The organism is Flavobacterium panacis, from assembly GCF_024649945.1.
Taxonomy (GTDB): Bacteria; Bacteroidota; Bacteroidia; order Flavobacteriales; family Flavobacteriaceae; genus Flavobacterium; species Flavobacterium panacis.
Genome location: NZ_JANKMS010000002.1, coordinates 471,278 through 490,771 on the forward strand (window position 1 = coordinate 471,278; position 19,494 = coordinate 490,771).

At 33.2% G+C, this 19,494-nt stretch carries 10 protein-coding genes; 2 read left to right on the forward strand and 8 right to left on the reverse strand.

What is annotated here, in order from left to right:
* Positions 1–168: 168 nt before the first annotated feature.
* A complete protein-coding gene (locus NQQ59_RS07085) occupies positions 169–2,103 on the reverse strand; it encodes an amino acid permease (RefSeq protein WP_144214955.1) in 1,935 nt (644 codons plus the stop codon).
* Between the two features lie 387 nt (positions 2,104–2,490).
* Between NQQ59_RS07085 and NQQ59_RS07090 the strand changes: the two genes are divergently transcribed.
* Positions 2,491–4,650 (forward strand): S9 family peptidase, encoded by a 2,160-nt coding sequence (locus NQQ59_RS07090; protein ID WP_144214956.1) that lies wholly within the window; start codon positions 2,491–2,493, stop codon positions 4,648–4,650.
* Between the two features lie 86 nt (positions 4,651–4,736).
* Here the strand turns inward: NQQ59_RS07090 and NQQ59_RS07095 are convergent, their stop codons facing one another.
* From NQQ59_RS07095 to NQQ59_RS07125, 7 genes are all read right to left on the reverse strand, one after another.
* Positions 4,737–5,690 carry a M949_RS01915 family surface polysaccharide biosynthesis protein gene (locus NQQ59_RS07095; RefSeq protein ID WP_144214957.1) on the reverse strand — a complete coding sequence of 318 codons (954 nt, stop codon included), beginning with the start codon at positions 5,688–5,690 and terminating at the stop codon, positions 4,737–4,739.
* A 42-nt stretch (positions 5,691–5,732) separates the two neighbouring features.
* The gene (locus tag NQQ59_RS07100) at positions 5,733–8,636 is read right to left on the reverse strand and encodes an FAD-binding and (Fe-S)-binding domain-containing protein (RefSeq protein ID WP_307777129.1); all 2,904 of its coding nucleotides are present in this window, start codon (positions 8,634–8,636) and stop codon (positions 5,733–5,735) included.
* Between the two features lie 364 nt (positions 8,637–9,000).
* On the reverse strand, positions 9,001–10,305 hold the full coding sequence (locus NQQ59_RS07105) for a serine hydrolase domain-containing protein (protein WP_144214959.1): 1,305 nt from the start codon (positions 10,303–10,305) through the stop codon (positions 9,001–9,003).
* A gap of 36 nt (positions 10,306–10,341) precedes the next feature.
* Positions 10,342–11,823, reverse strand: a complete 1,482-nt coding sequence (locus NQQ59_RS07110; RefSeq protein ID WP_144214960.1) for a glycoside hydrolase family 10 protein — start codon at positions 11,821–11,823, stop codon at positions 10,342–10,344.
* Positions 11,824–12,177: 354 nt separating this feature from the next.
* A complete protein-coding gene (locus NQQ59_RS07115) occupies positions 12,178–14,013 on the reverse strand; it encodes an outer membrane protein assembly factor BamB family protein (protein ID WP_144214961.1) in 1,836 nt (611 codons plus the stop codon).
* Between the two features lie 152 nt (positions 14,014–14,165).
* Positions 14,166–15,077 carry an alpha/beta hydrolase gene (locus tag NQQ59_RS07120; RefSeq protein ID WP_144214962.1) on the reverse strand — a complete coding sequence of 304 codons (912 nt, stop codon included), beginning with the start codon at positions 15,075–15,077 and terminating at the stop codon, positions 14,166–14,168.
* A gap of 126 nt (positions 15,078–15,203) precedes the next feature.
* The gene (locus tag NQQ59_RS07125) at positions 15,204–15,953 is read right to left on the reverse strand and encodes a DeoR/GlpR family DNA-binding transcription regulator (protein WP_144214963.1); all 750 of its coding nucleotides are present in this window, start codon (positions 15,951–15,953) and stop codon (positions 15,204–15,206) included.
* 249 nt (positions 15,954–16,202) lie between these two features.
* On the opposite strand from NQQ59_RS07125, the gene NQQ59_RS07130 reads away from it, so the two are divergent.
* The gene (locus tag NQQ59_RS07130; RefSeq protein WP_144214964.1) at positions 16,203–19,487 is read left to right on the forward strand and encodes a SusC/RagA family TonB-linked outer membrane protein; all 3,285 of its coding nucleotides are present in this window, start codon (positions 16,203–16,205) and stop codon (positions 19,485–19,487) included.
* Positions 19,488–19,494 lie beyond the last annotated feature (7 nt).

Genomic DNA, 19,494 nt, shown 5'->3' on the forward strand with positions numbered 1-19,494 from the left:
AAACAGAAATATTTTAAAGTATATTGATAGTAAAGAAGTTAAGTCGAAAAGTTTTATTTCACACAGATTTAAAAAGATTGAAGCAGATATCCGCAGATAATTCATAATTGAAAAAGCCGTTCTGAGTAAAATCTCAAAACGGCTTTTATATATCTTATAATTCTAAGCTTACAACTTCTCTACAAAGTTAAGTTTACTATTTTTTCTACTGTAGGTAAAATAAATCACTAATCCGATTATTAACCAGATTGTAAAATAAATCCAGTTCCAAACGCTTAATTCGGCCATCATATAAAGGCAGCAAATTAATCCTAAAAGTGGAATTAAAGACAGATTTTTTCTGAAAGCCCAAACTGCTAGCCCAACTAAAACGAATAAGAATATCCACATCGGAATTTTGTGTTTAAACAAACTTAAACCTGATTCGTATTTTGCTGAATCGGCAATTGGCAATCCTTTTACAACTTCGGCATATTTTGTTTCATTATCCTGATATTGTCCTAACAAATGCTCTAAATCTGAAGTTTCAGCTGTTTTGTTGTTTGCTTCGATACTTTCCAAATATTTAAAAACCTTTTCCGATTCTGATTTATCTAAAGAAGTTACGATCGAAGTTGCATCATAAATCTGTGGTTCATTATTGATAAATGCCATTGTTGCTTTATTATTAAAAGCGAAAGCATAGTACAATCCAACAATAATTAAGACTGGTAAAATATATTTTGAATTGATATAAGGTGTTTTGAATTTCCCTCTTGGAATTTCAGGTTTGTTCTGCAACACTAAAACTCCTGCACAAACTAACACAAAGGCGAATAAAGTTCCGATACTACACAAATCGGTTACCATTGTCAAATTCAAAAACAAAGCTGGAATTGCCACTACAAATCCTGTTACAATTGTAGCAAAAGATGGTGTTTTGAACTTTGGATGAACTGTAGAAAATTTCTTTGGTAACAATCCGTCACGGCTCATGCTCATCCAGATACGAGGTTGTCCCATTTGAAAAACCAATAAAACACTTGCCATAGCTACAACCGCACTTACAGCAATAATTCCTGACATCCATTTTAAGTCTAATTTATCGAAAACAAATGCTAGAGGATCTCCAACATTTAATTCGTGATATTGCACCATTCCAGTTAAAACCAAAGCAATCGCAATATATAAAAGTGTACAGATAATGATTGCCCACATCATTCCACGTGGTAAATCACGCTGTGGATTTTTACATTCTTCTGCCGTTGTCGAAATCGCATCAAAACCAATGTAAGCAAAGAAAACGGCTGACACTCCTTTTAAAACGCCTCCTACTCCATTTGGAGCAAACGGATCCCAGTTTGCTGTATCTACATAAAATACTCCAACAGCAATTACTAAAAGAACTACGCAGAGTTTCACCACAACCATTAAGTTACTCGCATTACGAGATTCTTTCATTCCTCTATAAACTAAAGCTGTAATCAGAATAATGATGAATAATGCTGGTAAATCGGTTACGAAATGAAAAGAACCAATTGTTGGTGCTGTCATCCATGCAGTATGTGCATCTTGTAAAGCAGTACTTAAATTTCCGAATGATTTTCCGCCTCGCATCAAAGCCTCTGCATCTTTAAATCCGTTTGAAGCAGTTAAATAATCCATCTGAATCCATTGAGGTAAATGAATTCCGCCACTCTTGAGCAATCCTGTAAAGTAATCACTCCACGATATGGCAACGGTTATATTTCCGACGGCATATTCCATGATCAATGCCCAACCAATTATCCAAGCTATTAATTCTCCAAAAGCAACATACGAATAGGTATAAGCACTTCCTGAAACCGGAACCATTGAAGCAAATTCAGCGTAAGCAAAAGCAGCAAAACTACAAGCTAAAGCAGTAAACAAGAACAAAAATATTACCGCTGGACCTCCATCTGCACTGGCTTTTCCAATTGTACTAAAAATTCCTGCTCCAACAATAGCCGCTATTCCGAAAGCCGTTAAATCTCTTGTAGTCAAATGTTTTCCTAGAGCATTATGACCGTCGGTTTCGTTCTGAGCAACTTGCTTCAGAATATCCTGTACTGTTTTTTTTCGGAATAAACTTGAAAATGCCATATATGTTTTGCTGTTATAAATTAATTTAATTCAGTCGTATTTGTTTTATTTTGCAAATAATGCAAATTTTATCGTTAAATCAAATTTATAAAACGATTTTGTTTCTTTCATACATTTTGAATAATAAAACAGAAATTAAGTGAGTCAGAATCTACAGCGTAATTCTCCTTTAAATTCTTCAAAAATTAAGGAACAAAAAATCTATTGACACTAAAAAAAGATAATATAGTTTTACTTCGTGCTAATATAATACAACTGTCTATCTGAAACTCAGCACTATTTTTATAATTAAAATCTTTAGCTCTCAAACAGAATCAAAAAACACAGATAATTCTTAATTTTACATTCTAACCACAATGTTTTTATTACCGTTATAACCTTTACATTATGAAGAAACTCTTTTTACTCTTTTTATTAATCTCGTCTTGTGTTTTTGCACAGGAAAGCATTGACATTACACAATTAAATTGGTTACCCGATTCGCATTTATTCTGGGTTAACGAGCAAAATAATATCGTAGTTTATAATGCTGACAAACTCACTCAGAAAAACACTATTCTAACAGCAGATCAATTAAAAAATTCAGGTTTTACTGGAGAAATAGAACAATTGGTTTGGAATGTAGATCAAACAAAAGTTTTGATTTACACTAATTCTAAACGAGTTTGGAGAGCTAATACCAAAGGAGATTATTGGTTTTTTGATTTAAAAACAGGAAAAGGAAAACAACTTGGAAAAAGCCTGGAAGTATCTTCTTTAATGTTTGCTAAATTTTCGAATGACAATCAAAATGTGGCTTATGTTTCTAAACATAATATTTATTTGGAAAATCTAAATTCTGGAAAAATAACACCTCTAACAACAGACGGAACCGACAAAATCATAAACGGAACTTTTGACTGGGTTTACGAAGAAGAACTTGCCGCACGTGACGGATTTAGATGGAGTCCTGATGGAAAAAGCATTTCATTCTGGCGTGTAGATGCATCTAATACAAAATTTCATTTAATGATCAATAATACCGATGCACTTTATCCTTTTACTATTCCTGTTGAATATCCTAAAGCGGGAGAAAAACCTTCATCTGTAAAAATCGGAATAATTGATATCGCTTCTTTGCAAACCAATTGGCTAAATATTCCAGGAGAACCAGACAATAATTATTTGGTTAGAATGAAATGGATCGACAATCAAAATGTTGCAGTTATTCAATTGAACCGAAATCAAAATCAGGTTTCTTTTTATAAATGTGATGCTAAATCTGGAAAAGCTGACTTATTGTATCAGGAAAAATCAGATGCCTGGATTGATGTATTCGATATCTCTGCTTGGGATTATGATGCTTTTCCTTGCCAGTTTGTAGATAACGGAAAAGCATTCTTATGGAGTTCTGATGCCGATGGCTGGATGCATATTTACAAAATTAGCAGTGACGGAAAAAAGAAAGAATTAATTACCACTGAAAATTTTGATGCTTATTATAAGTCTTACAATCCGGAAACAAAATCTATTTATTTCATAGCAAGTCCAAAAGATGCTACACAACGTTATTTGTATGAAACCAATCTCAACACAAAGAAAACGAAACGTGTCACTCCAAATGAGTTTGAAGGAACAAATGAATACAGTTTTTCTCCAGACGGAAAATATGCCAGACATACCAATTCTAACATCAATCGTGATTATAATGATCGTTTAGTAGCTCTTTCTGGTCACAAAAAAATATTCCCTGCTGGCCCAGATTCTTTTACAACTCCTCAACGTAACTATTCGTTGGAGAAATTTAAAGTTAAAACGGTTGATGGAATAGAAATTGACGGAATCATGGCGAAACCCCTAAATTTTGACGCTTCAAAAAAATATCCTGTCTTTTTTTATGTTTATGGAGAACCTGTTTCATCTGTTGCAAATGATGTACCGAATTTCCATCCTTTGATTACTTCTTTGGTTCCAGAGGGATATATCGGAATCGCAATGGATAATCGCGGAGCTCCTGTAATGAAAGGCACAAAATGGAGAAAATCAATTTATAAAAATATCGGAATTATCAATACACGCGATCAGGCTATGGCCGCTAAAGAAGTTTTAAAATGGAACTTTATAGATCCTGAGAGAGTGGCCGTTCATGGCTGGAGCGGCGGAGGTGCAGTAACCTTAAATTTAATGTTTCAGTTTCCTGAAATTTACAAAATAGGTATAGCCGTTGCTGCTGTTACAGACCAGCATTTTTACGACAATATCTACACCGAAAGATATATGGGATTACCAAGCGAAAATGAAGCAACTTATGCTAAAGCTTCTCCTGTAACCCATGCTAAAAACCTAAAAGGAAATTTATTATACATTCACGGAACGGGAGACGACAATGTACATTATAAAAATGCCGAAGTTTTAATTAATGAATTAGTTAAATATGATAAAATGTTTGATCTGATGATTTATCCAAATCGTTCTCACAGTATTTCTGAAGGAGAAGGAACAAGAAAACATCTTTTGGACACCTTTATTAAATACATAAAAGAAAAATCTCCTCCTGGAGCCAAATAAAACATAAAATAATAAAGCCTAATTATTCTGAAAATAATTAGGCTTTTTTTATTTCTATCACCTTAAAAGGTTTTATTTCTAAGTGACTATTCAGCGATGAAAGTCATTTTTTTTGCCATCTTTTTTTGCCATCCGTAAGGCAAAATCGAATGATTGTTTTCGACCATCAAAGTCATTTGTTCTACAATTTTATCTTGTATTTTCTTTGGTAAGGCATAAAAATTAGCATCTACGGTAAAATTCCTTTCATCGTCCAAAATTCCGTTCTGAATTCGGATTCCTATTTTTTTCCCTTTATAATATAGTAGAATTTTAATTCTTCCATCATCATATAAATTAGGTCCGCTGGTGCCATAAATTATAATTGGATCTATAATCCCGTCCTGATCAAAATCTTCAACATAAATATATTTAGACCAAAACCATATACTGTCTTCATGGCTTTCTTTAAAATCATTGGTTTCAAAAGTTTTAATCCAGCGGTTATTTTCAATTTTAAAATTAAATGCCTTCAATGCATTGTTAAAATTGTTGCCATTAACTGTTTCCTTATATTTATCTTCTGTCAAAACTAAATAATAGCTTCCTGTTTTGTCTTTGTAATCATAAACCTTCCAAATAACAAAATCAATTCCAAGCTCTTTTCTTTTCTCTTTTGTGAAAATCTGATTCACTTTTTCCTCCGATAAAGTTTTATACTTGCTATTCTTTTCATTGATTAAGTATTCTGACAACTCACTAATTCTTTGACCAATGATGGCAATATTTCTAAGTTCTGTATCAGAAAAAACAATACTTTTATTATCCTTTACAGGTTTATACCAATTGTATTTTTTAAAAATATTTGCGTATTCTGCATTTGAAAACACATATCCTTTTCTGGCATAAATCTCATTTTTCAATAATTTTAAAGAAGATACATCTTCATTTCTCAATTTAGCTTCATCAATAAGTTCAGAAGAACATTTGGAACAATCTAATTTATTTTGTGCAGTAATAGAAAAAGCGGCAAAAAAGATTACATAAAAATAAAACTTCATTTTTAATTTGATTAAGTGATTTGAAATATACCCTAAAGAAAATTATAATAAACAACTTCTCAAAATACTAACCGGGTGCTGCGCTTCACGTTTTGTTCCATCATAAATTTGATGACGACAGCTTGTTCCTGCTGCTGCAATTTTTACGTTTTCGGCAGTGTTTCTTACTTTTGGAAATAAAGTATCCTCTCCCATTTGCATACTTACCTGATAATGTTCTTTTTCATAACCAAAAGAACCTGCCATTCCGCAACAACCTGAACTGTAAATAGTAACGGTATTGTTTTTAGGAAGATTTAGCATAGCAAAAGTCGCTTCAACAGAACTTAATGATTTTTGATGGCAATGTCCGTGAATTTTAATCTCTTTGGTTTCTTCAGAAAATGAATCTTGTTTTATTTTCCCGTCAATAATTTCTTTTTTGAAGAATTCTTCGATTGTAAATGCATTTTGAGCTAATTTTTCAGCAGCTTCTTTATCATCAGCCAAACGAAGATATTCATCTCTAAAAGTCAAAATCGCCGAAGGTTCAATTCCAACCAAAGGAGCATTTGATAAAACCAGATCTTTAAAAACATTCACGTTGTGATTGGCGATTTTCTTCGCTTCTTCCAAAAATCCCTTTGAGAGATACGTTCTACCACTTTCTTCATGATCCACAACCAAAACCTGATAGCCTAATTTTGTCAACAATTCGACAGCATCAATTCCGATATTAACATCATAATAATTCGTGAATTCATCTACAAACAAATACAATCTTCCATTTGGAAAATCTGTTGTTGCTGGTTTAAAGTTTTGATACCATTTTCTAAACGTCTTTTTTGCCAAAAGGGGAACTTGTCTTTCAGGAGCAATTCCCATTGATTTTTTCACCAATGACTGATTCGAAATAAAATTCGTAATGGAAGGAAATAAACTTCCCATTTTATTCAATTTTGCGTTGTTGGCGAAGATTTTACTTCTAGTCGAGAATCCGTTTGCTTTTTGGTATTGGTATAAAAATTCCGCTTTTAGAGTTGCAACGTCTACATTACTTGGACATTCGCTCGCACAAGCTTTACAGCTTACACATAACTCAAAAACTTCGTACAATTCTTTCTGATCAAATTTGTTTTCTTTTTCAGAATACGTTAAATATTCTCTCAATGCGTTAGCTCTCGCACGAGTCGTTTCTTTTTCGTTTCTGGTTGCACGGTAACTCGGACACATTGCTCCTCCTGCTGATGGCAGTTTTCTACAATCGCCAGAACCGTTACATTTTTCTGCTGCACGTAAAATCCCTAAACTGTCTGAGAAATCCTGAAATGTTTTAATATCCGGTTCTACTCTTCCTGAAATTACACGATGGTTTTCGTCCATTTTCAAGGCATTTACAATCTTCCCGATATTCAAAACCGAATTGGGATCGAATGCCAGTTTGATTCTTTTCAGCAATTCGTAATTTTTGTCTCCGATCATAAACGGGATAAATTCTCCGCGGACAATTCCGTCACCATGTTCACCACTTAACGAACCTCGATATTTTTTAACCAAATGCGCCACATCGGTCGCGATGGTTCTAAACAATTTTAAATCTGATGTTTTCTTTAAATTTAAAACTGGACGAAGGTGTAGTTCTCCTGCACCAGCATGTGCGTAATAAATCGCCTCTTGTCCGTGACTTAACATCATTGCCGAAAACTCAGCAATATAAGCTGGTAAATCACTTAATTCAACTGCTGTATCTTCAATAGAATCGGCTGCTTTATCGTCGCCTACAATACTTCCCAAAAGTCCCAGACCTGCTTTTCTCAGTTCATTGGCTTTGTCAATATCTGGACCGTAGATTTTTACACTGGCATAACCAAAATTGTGTTTTTCCAAATCAGCAATTAAAGCATCGGCTTGTTTTTCGGCATCTTCTAATGAATTCGAAGCCACTTCAAACAACATAATTGCTTTTGGTTCTCCAACTAAAAAGAAACGGTTTTTAATGTGTTCACGATTGGTTTTGGTACAATCTAAAATCGTATCGTCGATCATTTCGCAAGTATACAAATGATGTTTCATTGCGATTACAACAGATTCTAATGACTCTTGAATCGTATGATAATGTGCTACCACCATAATATTGTGTACAGGTGGTAAATCGTCAACTTTTAATGTAATTTCGGTTGTAAAAGCTAAAGTTCCTTCACTTCCACAAAGTAGTTTTCCTATGTTGATTGTAGGTTCTGTTCCGCCAAACAATTCTGATTTTAATAAAATATCAACGGCGTAACCTGTATTTCTTCTATGAATTTCTGGTTTCGGAAACTCTTTTATAATTTCATCTTGATGCTCTTTTACCGAAAGTTCGTCGTAAACGCTTTTATAAATTTTATTTTCTAAAGAATCTCCTTTTGTTTTTTCAATAAATTCTGCAGAAGTCAATTCACCAAAAGCAACTTCAGTTCCATCGCTTAAAATCGTTTTTAGCTCAACAATTTTGTCACGTGTTACACCATAACGAATTGATGTTGTTCCTGATGAATTGTTTCCCACCATTCCGCCAATCATAGCTCGATTGGAAGTCGAAGTAACAGGAGAAAAGAAAACGCCATGAGGTTTCAAGAATAAATTTAACTCATCGCGAATTACACCTGGTTGAACGGTTACTGTCCTTTTTTCAGCATCATAACCCAATATTTTTGTAAAATGTTTGGACACATCAATTACTAATCCATCTCCTACTGCCTGTCCTGCCAATGAAGTTCCAGCAGTTCTTGGCGTAACTGAAATATTATGCTTCGCTGCAAAGCGAATTAATTTACTGATATCTGCTGTAGTTTTAGGCAGAGCCACAGCATTCGGTCGAATCCTGTATACCGAAGCATCGGTCGAATAAAGTGTTTTATGAAGATCATCATATAGAAGTGTTCCTTCTAATGATTCTGATAATTGCTGTAACTCTTGGTTTGACATTATATTCTAATTTATTGTCTAAAACTGTTTTTTATTTCTTTTTGATGAGATTACAAAATTACTGTAATTTCAATAGTTATATTCTAATATGTTTAACTCTTTTCAAAGTTTCTTTGCCACGAATTTCACAAATTAGCACGAATTAATTGCTAAATCTGAGAGAGAAAAAATGACCACAGATTAAAGGATTAAAATGATTTTTTCGCCACGAATTTCATTAATTACACTAATTTTTAAATGTTACTGAAAATATTTTTTAGCCATTAACTCTATTAATCAATTCGTGTAAATTTGTGTAAATTTGTGTAATTAGTGACAAACCAAAAAAGAAATCTGTGGAAATCTTTTAATCTGTGGCTAAAAACTATTTATTAATCTGTCTCCAGATTTTTGTACTAAAATCATCTTTGTACATTAATCGATTTGTTCTTGTTGGATTTACTCTATTGGTTAGAATAATTAAAAATCTATTCGTATTAGGATTTATAAAGAAGAAGGTTCCTGTAAAACCAGTGTGTCCAAAATCATCTTTTGTAAAAAACTCGTCTGGTTTTCTTTTATCGAAACCTAAACCGCGATAAATACCTTGTTTTGCAAGAGGCGATTCTGTAAACTGTTTTACGATTTTGGCTTTTAGAATTTGTTTCCCTTTATAATTTCCATTATTTATTAGCATTTTGCAGATTTCAGCGATTGATTCGGCATTCGCAAATAATCCTGCATTTCCTGAAACTCCTCCAAAAATGGCAGCTGCTTCGTCGTGAACATAACCTCTAATCGTATCTTTTCTGAAAAAATTATCCAATTCTGTCGGCATAACATTGTCTATTGAAGTCCATTTTAGCGGATTATAGCCAATTTTTGAAATTCCTAATTCCGTATAAATTTCGTTTGCTAATTCATCTAATTTCTTTCCTGTTTTGGTTTCAATCATTTGCTTGACCAAAAGCAAGTTTAAATCGCTGTAGACATATTTACCACGAATATTTGTATTGGCAGCAGCAATTTGTTCGTAAACAATTTTATAAAACTCTGGATTCAACCACATATTTTTATAGATCTGAATCCAATTTTCCTTTGGAATAAAAGAAAGATAATAGGCATCATAAACAATATTTTTGTTTATATACATTGTATCAAACAATTCCGTATAAACATCTGATTTTTTATCACTTAACAAAGGCGAACCATCTGGAGTAGAAAGCATACTTTGATAAAAAGTGATACTTGCCTTTAATCCAGAAGTATGCGTCAGCAATTCAAAAAGAGTTAAATCTGCAATTGGGGTATTTTTGTACAGAGATACAACGTCTCCTAATTTGTCTGTTACTTTTATTTTATCGTCTCCAGCCAAACGCATCGTTACCAATGTTGCACCCAAAACCTTAGACATTGAAGCCAAATCGAAAACATCTTCTGTTTTTACAACCTGTTTTTTATAGTAATCTTGAAAGCCATAATTTTTGGATATAAAAACAGCATCTTTGCTTCCTACTAAAATTTGAGCTCCTGGAAAAAATCCTTTTTCAAGCGCGTTGGTCATCATCGAATCGATGTAAACTTCATTTCGTTTTACATCAAAAGACTTAGAAGAATTTTTCTGAGAATATCCATTTATTCCTAAAAAAATCAAGAAGACAACAACAAACTTGTTTACTATATTTTTCATATCGTTATGGATTAATTTTTAATCTTGAACTGTATTTTATTTGGCTATAAATTCTATCGGACTGCTTTCTGTCTGGGTCTGACTCAAAGCGGTGACTGCATAAACGTAGTTTTCCAAATCAGCATTTGGTACTTCTAGTTTTAGCGCTGTTGTCACATAATAAATGTTTTCAGAATTGGAAAAATCGGTTATTTTTCCTTTTGGAAATCTGTAAATCACATATTTTTTATCGTTAAATGCTGCTTTCCAAGTTAAAACTGCGTTATCACCTTTTTTAGCAATCACAGCGTTTGTAGGTGGTTCAGGTTTTAATCTTGTAATTCTGTTAGCTTCTGGAGTCAAAGCGATGTATTTATATACTTTTTGAGTTAAAGGTTTTCTCAAAGTGTCGCCTTTTTTAAGAAAATTAGAAGCTGTAAAATGCATTGATCCATCAATTTGAGGCAATTTTCGAATCATTTCAATCTGTTTTACGATTTGATCTGGACTTCTCCATTCTGGTTCTTTTGCTGTGGTTGAAATCTTGTACTCGCCATGTCCTACGTAAACATTTGCTCCGTATTTATGTTCTGCCCACCATTTTGCTAAGACTTCAAAATTTGCTTTATCAAAACCAATATGCCAATAAATTTGAGGCGTTACATAATCGATCCAGTTTTCTTTTTGCCATTTTAAAATATTCGCATACAAATCATCATAGTTTGTTGCTCCAGCGTTAGTTTTAGAACCTTGAGAATCTTTGGCAATATTCCTCCAAACACCAAAAGGCGAAATTCCGAATTCAACTTCTGGTTTATTGGCTATAATGGTATCTCTAATTTGTTTGATGATTAAATCGACATTGTCTCTTCGCCAATCGTCTTTGTCTTTAAACTGACGTGGTTCTTTAGCGAAAGCTTTTTCATCTGGAAATTCTTGTCCGGCAATTTTATACGGATAAAAATAATCGTCCATATGAACCGCTTGAATATCATACTTACGAACAATTTCACCTACTACAGAAGAAACGAAATTTCTTGTTTCTTGCAATCCCGGATTAAAATATCTCGTTTTTCCATACGTCAGAAAAAGGTCTGGTCTTTTAAAATATAAATGATTTTTTGAAAGCACGTCTCTTACCGTATCTTTTTGCACGCGATATGGATTCAGCCAAACGTGTACGTTCATACCACGTTTTCCTGCTTCATCAATCATCATCTGTAACGGATCAAAACCAGGGGCAACACCTTGCTTTCCAGTTATCCAATGTGAAGCGGGTTCTTTTGTCGATTTGTAAAAAGCATCGGCAGTTGGACGAATTTGAAAAATTACCGTGTTCAGATTATAAGAACGTAGATTATCCAATAGAGTAATCATTTCCGCTTTCATTTCTTTGTCCGACAAACCCGGTTTAGACGGCCAGTCGATATTTTCTACTGTCGAAATCCAAGCGGCACGCATTTCTCTTTTTGGAGATTGCTGACTGAATATTTTGGTATGAATCAGCAAAACTAAAATTATAATTTTTAAGCTTTTCATAATAATGTTGTTTGTTTCGTGAATGCTTAACCGCGAAGAGCGCAAGGATTTACGCTATGTTCGCAAAGTTTTTCTTTTTATTTTTTAATCTCGCAAAGTCGCGGAGACGCAAAGTTTTTTTTTATCTCTAGCTATATTATTATCTCTCGCAGATTACCCAGATTACCCAGATTTAATTTGTGAAAATTTGTGAAATTTGTGGCAAAAAAAATCTTTTTAATCCTTTAATCTGTGGCTATTTTTTCTCTCCCAGATTTGACAGATCTAGCAGATTTAATTCGTGGAAATTTGTGAAATTTGTGGCAAAAAAAATCTTTTTAATCCTTTAATCTGTGGCTAAGAAATAATTATAGATTACTTAAGCAAAAAAATTCCGCCTTCTATTAAAGAAGTCCAAACTCTACCTTGTGCATCAACTGTGAAACCATTTACACTTGAACTACCTAAAGTGATTTGTTTTATAATTTCAAATTTTTCTGCATCTACAATCACCACTTCACCTTTTCTACTTCCAATGTAAATCTTGTTGTCTTTTTCTAAAATTCCTGCTGGATTGTGTTCGTATCCTAATTTCAAATCCAAGACTTTACTTTGATTCTCTACATTTTCTTCCGTCAATTCCAAATCATCAGAAAGTGGTACTCTTAAAAGCAATCCGTCCATTGTTTTGCCATAAAACCATTTTCCGTCCTGACTTTTACCCATTGATTCTCTAATTTTCCATTTCGAAGTTCTTAGCAATGTTTTTCCTGTTTCAATATCTAAAATAGTCAAAAAACGTTGTGGCGTAACAAAATAAAGTCGACTTTTGGTTGCAACCATATTTACATTTCCAGCCGAATATAAAATTTGTTTGTCATTACCATTATTCCATTTCCAGATTAACTCTCCAGTATTTTTATTCAAACAATAAACATAAGAATCCCAAACTCCAAAAATGATTTTATCTCCTTGTATCAAAGGCGTTCCTTGAGAATACGACTGAGGAAGTTCTTTTTTCCAGATTATCTTACCGCTCACAGCATCTGCACAAACAAATGCTGTAGAACTTGCTGTATATATCTTATTATTTTCAGCAATTGGAGAACCAACTAAAACACCGCCAATTGAAGTATTCCATTTTTGTTTTCCCGATTGTGAATCAAAACCTAAAAGCTTACCCTCTATTGTTCCAATTACGAGATTATTTTTTACAACTATCGGCGAAAAATAAATGGCGTTTCCAGTTTCATTTTTCCAATTTATTTTCTTGTCTTTCAAACTTACAGATTGTATTTCGCCAAGTGAATTGGTAAAATAAAAATTCTTTTTATCAAACGAAGGAAGACTGTAAATCGAAGCAGCATCTTTTATAAAAGGTGAAACTTCTTCAAAATCATTCTTTGGGATTTCAATTTTTGATGGTTTTGTTGGAACAGAAAATTTAAAAACTCCCGGTTTATCTAATTCTTTTTGATAAATACTGATGCTGTCTTTACTAATTATTACTTCATTGTAACTTTGCGTTTTACCGTCTAAAGAAGTTATAGAAGTTCCCATTATCCCGCTTAAACCTGAAAAATCATATTTTTTCAACGTATGTCCGTGACCGCAAAAACTGGCAACAGTTGGATATTTTTGTAAAACAGAAAGCACTTCTTTATAATTGCTTACACTATTGTCCATTGGATAATGAGCAAAATTGAGTACTTTTTTATTTGTCCCTTTAAGACTGTCTTTTAAGGTTTTATCTAACCATAATACATCTTCATGCTTTACAAAACCATCTCCCATTTTCATATAAGGCCCGCAAGGATATCCTATGAAAAGATAATCTCCCTTTGAAAATACAAATCGATCTTCGCCAAATATTTTTTTATAAGTCAAACCTGCGCTTTCACTCCAATTCGTTTCATGATTACCAGAAATAACATAATATGGTTTTTGCAATTTTGAAAGGATCGAATGAACTTGTTTTAATTCGTCATCGGCTCCGCGATTGGTTAAATCTCCTGTTACAACTACAAATTCAAAATCAGATTTATTGATTTCTTTTACAATATTCTGCAGTAAAAAATCATTGTCATTTCCAACTGAAACGTGCAGATCAGTGAGCTGTATAAACTTAATATTTCCTGATTTATCCGAATTTTGAGAAAAACCAGAAACTATTATAAAAAGCAAAAATATTCTTAAAAATAGAGATTTCATTGGTAATTTTTTATGTATTAAACGTCTGTGACTAAAAGCAATCTTGACAATTATCTTGAGTAGTAAAAAAATACCTAACAGATTTTAAAAACCTGTTAGGCTAGGTAACCAACCTATTTTTATGTGCTACTTATGTAAATAGCAACACACAATTATTTATTTATTTTTTCAGTAAAAAAATTATGAAAGAATAGTAATTGAAATTTTAAAGAGTTTTCCCAATATTTGAGATCGTGCTTTCCTGGGCGTTCGATATAATCATGATTGATTTTTAAGTCTAACATTTTAGCATGAAGCTGTCGGTTTACTTCCATAAAAAAATCATCCACACCGCAATCTATCATTAATTTTAAATTGTTGTCTTTTACCAAATCAAGCATATTGGTAACGGTATTTTTATTCCAGTTTTCTGGAAATTCAGCAAATGTTCCAAGACGTTTTTTTATATCCCAATTTTCAGGAAAAGGTCTAAAATCTACTCCACCGCTCATACTTCCAGCAGCACCAAATACATCTTGATGTTTAAAAGATAAATACAAAGCTCCATGTCCGCCCATACTTAAACCTGAAATGGCTCTGTTTTCTCGGTTTGGAATGGTCTTGTATTTTTGGTCTATGTACGGAACTAATTCATTGATTACATAAGTTTCATATCTAAAGTTTGGATCTATCGGACTATCAAAATACCAACTTGAATAATTTCCGTCTACGCCAACCACAATAAAATTATATTGATCAACCTGATTTTTAAGTTCTTTAAAATCTTTTGCCCATGAAGCGTAATTACCACTGTATCCGTGAAGCAGATACACTACCGGAAATTTTTTATCTTTCTTTTTATAACTCTCTGGAAATATAATACAGCTTTTGATATTCTTATTCATTGAAGGACTAAAAACCTGAATGGTATCAACGGTTGCAGCTTTGGCAGTAAAAAATAAGAAAACTAAATAAAATGTGTAGAGTATCTTTTTTTCAACTCTTCTGTTTTGCGGACTATTATTTTCGAAGATTTTGAAAAATTGCAGTAGAACGCTATAATGAGAAGAAATAGTGCTTTTCATATAGTTTGGTTTAGTTTGAAAATAGTTTCAACAAATATATACAAAAAACAAACAGATTACATTATTATGCGTTATTTAACAAAATAAAATACAAATAACGCAAAAACATGCAAAAAATAATATAAACTAGAGTATAAAAACACCTGATTTTCTGTATTCCTCAAGACTTTCATCATATGGATCGAGATTGGTCACAATAGTATCCAGTTGTTTTAGATCGCAAACAACGTGAGGCATTTTGGTATCTAATTTATCAGAAGAAAACATAGAAACAACTCGATCTGAAGCCTCTATCATGGCTTTTTTAACAATTGAGATCTCATAACCAATCTCTGTCAATCCTTGTTTTACATTTATGCTACTGGCTCCAATAAAACAAATATCTGCTTTAATTTTTGAAACGACCTGAATTACATCCATACCAATTGTTACCATTGCATTTTTCTGCATTTTACCTCCAATAAAAATCAAATCAATATTAGGGTGTTGCGACAACTGCATTGCAATTGGAAGACTGTACGTATATATAGTAGCTTTTAAATCGGCTGGAATTAATTTAGCAAAAACAAGATTGGTACTTCCTCCACTCATTATAATTACCTGATCATCATGCAATAATGATAATGCTTTCGTAACAATCTTTTTCTTTACTTCTTCGCCAGATATATTAATATTAAAAACATCTGCAGCCTTTTCATTTACCTGAACTGCACCACCATACACTTTTTCTAGCAGTCTTTTACTATCCAATTCATTTAAATCTCTTCTAATAGTATCCTCCGATAAATCCAGAGCCAAAGCCAAATCAGTTGTGACAACCTTTTGTTCTTCAACAAGTTTAGTCATGATATATTTATGTCTTTCGGCTTTCAGCATCTTTTATAAAAGTTAAAATTCAAGACAAATATATCAAATAATTTTATTGAAACTTGCAACGTTAACTTAGAATTGCAATTCTCTGCATGTTTTAACTCTAAAATTAAAAACAAAAAAAAGAGTGCCTTTAATTTCTGCGTTATTTTGCGTTATTCAATCAATTTTTTAAAATTTTTAACAAAAAAAATGCATTTGTATGCAATAAATAAATATATTTGCTTAACAACCATTATAAAAAACCAAGTAATCATGAAAAAACTATTTCTTATTTCATTGTTGGTTTTGTTCATTCAAGCATCTTTTGGGCAAACAAAAACAATTACAGGAAACGTAAAAAACAAGGCAGATGGAATTCCAATTCCTGGAGTTAGTGTCTTAATTCAAGGAACTTCCAATGGTACAACTACCGATTTTGATGGAAACTACAGCATCAGCATCGCGCCAGGACGAAGTTTGAGCTTTAGCTACATGGGATTTGAAACCCAAGTAGTGAAAATTGAAGGTCAACAAAATCTTAATGTTACTCTTTCAGAAAGTACTTCAAAATTAGACGAAGTAGTTGTTGTGGGATTCTCTTCTCAGAAAAAAGTAAATCTTACTGGAGCAGTTGCAAAAGTAGATGTAAAAAAAGCTCTAGGAAGTATTCCAATTACTGATATTACAAAAGGTTTACAAGGAACTACTCCTGGACTTAATGTTAGTTTTAATTCCGGTAATATAAGCAAACAATCAAAAGTTAATATTCGTGGTGCTGGAACTATTGTTAATGGAGAAGTTTCAGGATCACCACTTATTTTAGTTGATGGTGTTCCCGGAGATTTATCATTACTAAATGCAGAAGATGTAGAATCGATGTCTGTACTTAAAGACGCTGCTTCTGCTTCTATTTATGGCGCGCGTGCTGCATTTGGAGTTATATTAATTACTACTAAAAGTGGAAAAAATGCACAAGGAAAAGTAAGATTTGCTTACAGCAGCAATACAGGCTGGAGCAACCCAATTTCTTTGGTTAGATTTAATGACCCTACTGTAGAACTTCCAGCAATGATCGAAGCACAAGCCAGAGCTGGTAATGCCAATCCAGAATCTTTTGGTATGAACTACAAAACATTGTTGCCTGGTATCATTAACTGGAAAGAAAAATATGCTGGAACAAGAGATCCTAATGATAAGAATATGATTTTAGGACAAGATTTTGATGTGATTGGTGGAAAAGAATATTTTTACAGAATTTGGGATCCGCACAAAGAGATGTTGAAAAAGAATTCTCTACAAACGCTTCATAATTTATCTGCTCAAGGTTCTTTGGGTGAAAAAAGTTCATTTATTGTTTCGTTAGGTCTTGCTACTCAAGAAGGTGTAATGAAAATTAATACTGAAACCAACCAAAGATTCAATCTTAACCTTGGTTTGACTACACAATTAGCAAGCTGGCTTACCGGAGATTTTAAAGTTTTAGGAACTTTCCAAGAATATGATTCTCCTTTTAACTACTACAATAGTGGTCTTGACACTGCTGGTAACGGATACTTTGGTTATTACATGCGTTGGGGATCTTATTTCCCATATGGTACTTATAATGGTACTTACTTTAGACATGCACCTGGTTATATGGCAAACGCATCTCAAAACGAAAGTAAGTCAAATGACATGAGGATAAGCGGAAAACTTACTGCTCAAATTACAAAAGACTTTAATATTATTGGAGAATATAGCATCAATAATAATTTCTCAAGTCTAAAAATGAATGGTGGTCAAGTACCTCTTTGGGATTGGTGGACAAGTGCAGCTGACTTAGTTGCTGGAAAACCAACTTCAATGGAAACTGCAAATGATTTTGTAGCTCAGGCTAAATCGTCTTATACAAGAAATGTTGCTAACATCTATGCCAATTACAGCAAAACATTAGCAGAAAACCATAACTTTAAAGTACTAGGTGGTTTGAACACAGAATGGTATGATTTTGAAAGAACTTATGCTCGTAGAAATACACTTTTAGACAAAAATAAACCAGAGTTTAATTTAGCTATTGGTGATCAATTTACTTCACCTCTTAATGCCAATGATATTTTAAATCCAGGTTTGTCCAGATATGCAATCGCAGGATTTTTTGCACGTGTGAATTATGACTATAAAGGGAAATATTTACTGGAACTAAACGGACGTTATGACGGTTCTTCAAAATTTCCTTCTAATGAGCAATGGGGATTCTTTCCTTCTGCTTCTGTTGGATATAGAATTTCTGAAGAAAGCTTTATGGAAGGTACAAAAAGCTGGTTAAACGATTTGAAAATTCGTGGATCTATCGGTTCAATTGGAAATCAAAACATTGCAGCCAATGCCTTTTTACCAACTATGACTAACGTTACGACTAACCCTAGCCCTTATTGGATAGGAAGTGGTTCAACTATTCCTCCTACTGTCAATCAACCAACAAATGTTGATCCGAGTTTAACTTGGGAAAAAGTAACAACTCAAGATATTGGTATCGATATTCGAATGTTTAATATGCTAGGCTTAACTTTCGATTACTACCAACGTGACACCAAAGGAATGTTAGCTCCAGGAAAAACGCTTCCAGGTTCATTTGGACAAGCAGCTGCCAATACAAACTCAGGAAACTTAAGAACAACTGGTTGGGAGTTAGGCATTAACTTCAACAAACAAGTTAACGAAAACATTAGTTTTTATGCAGATTTAACTCTTTCTGATAATACTACAGAAGTTACAGAATGGAACAACTCTGCTAAATTAATAAGCACTAGCTCTTTCTATGCTGGTCAAAAATTAGGTGAAATCTGGGGATTAGAAACAGATCGATTAATTCAATCAACAGATCAAATTGATGCTACAGGATTAATTGTAAATGGTGTTGATTATAAAAACATTAGAACTGGTGCTTTTAAATTCGGTGCTGGAGATGTTATGTACAAGGATAGAGACGGAGACGGAGTGATCTCAAGAGGAGATGGAACAGCCACTAATCCTGGAGATTTAAAAGTTATTGGTAATACAACACCACGTTACCAATACGGAGTTCGTTTAGGAGGTGCTTTGTATGGATTTGATATTGATGCTTTCTTTCAAGGAGTTGGGAAGCGTGAATACTGGACAACTTCTGACTTGGTATTACCATTCTACAACAGAACTGATGCTATGTATGAAAACATGAATGACTACTGGACACCAGAAAATACAGATGCTTATTTCCCTAATCCATATCCTGGACATGCAGGTAATGCTTTTGGAACTTATGCACCAGGATCAAATAACTTTGTGGCACAAACACGTTATTTATTAGACATGTCTTATTTACGTTTAAAATCTTTGACAATTGGATATACTTTACCTAAAAGCATTGCCCAAAAAGCTGGATTGGATAAAGTTAGACCTTATGTTTCAGGTTTCAACTTAGCTACTTGGAAAAGCAGTAAATTACCAGTAGATCCTGAAATTAATGAAAGTGAATCAGTATGGGGAAGAACTTTCCCTTACTCTAAAACGTGGTCAGTTGGTATACAAGTTGCATTTTAAAAAATGT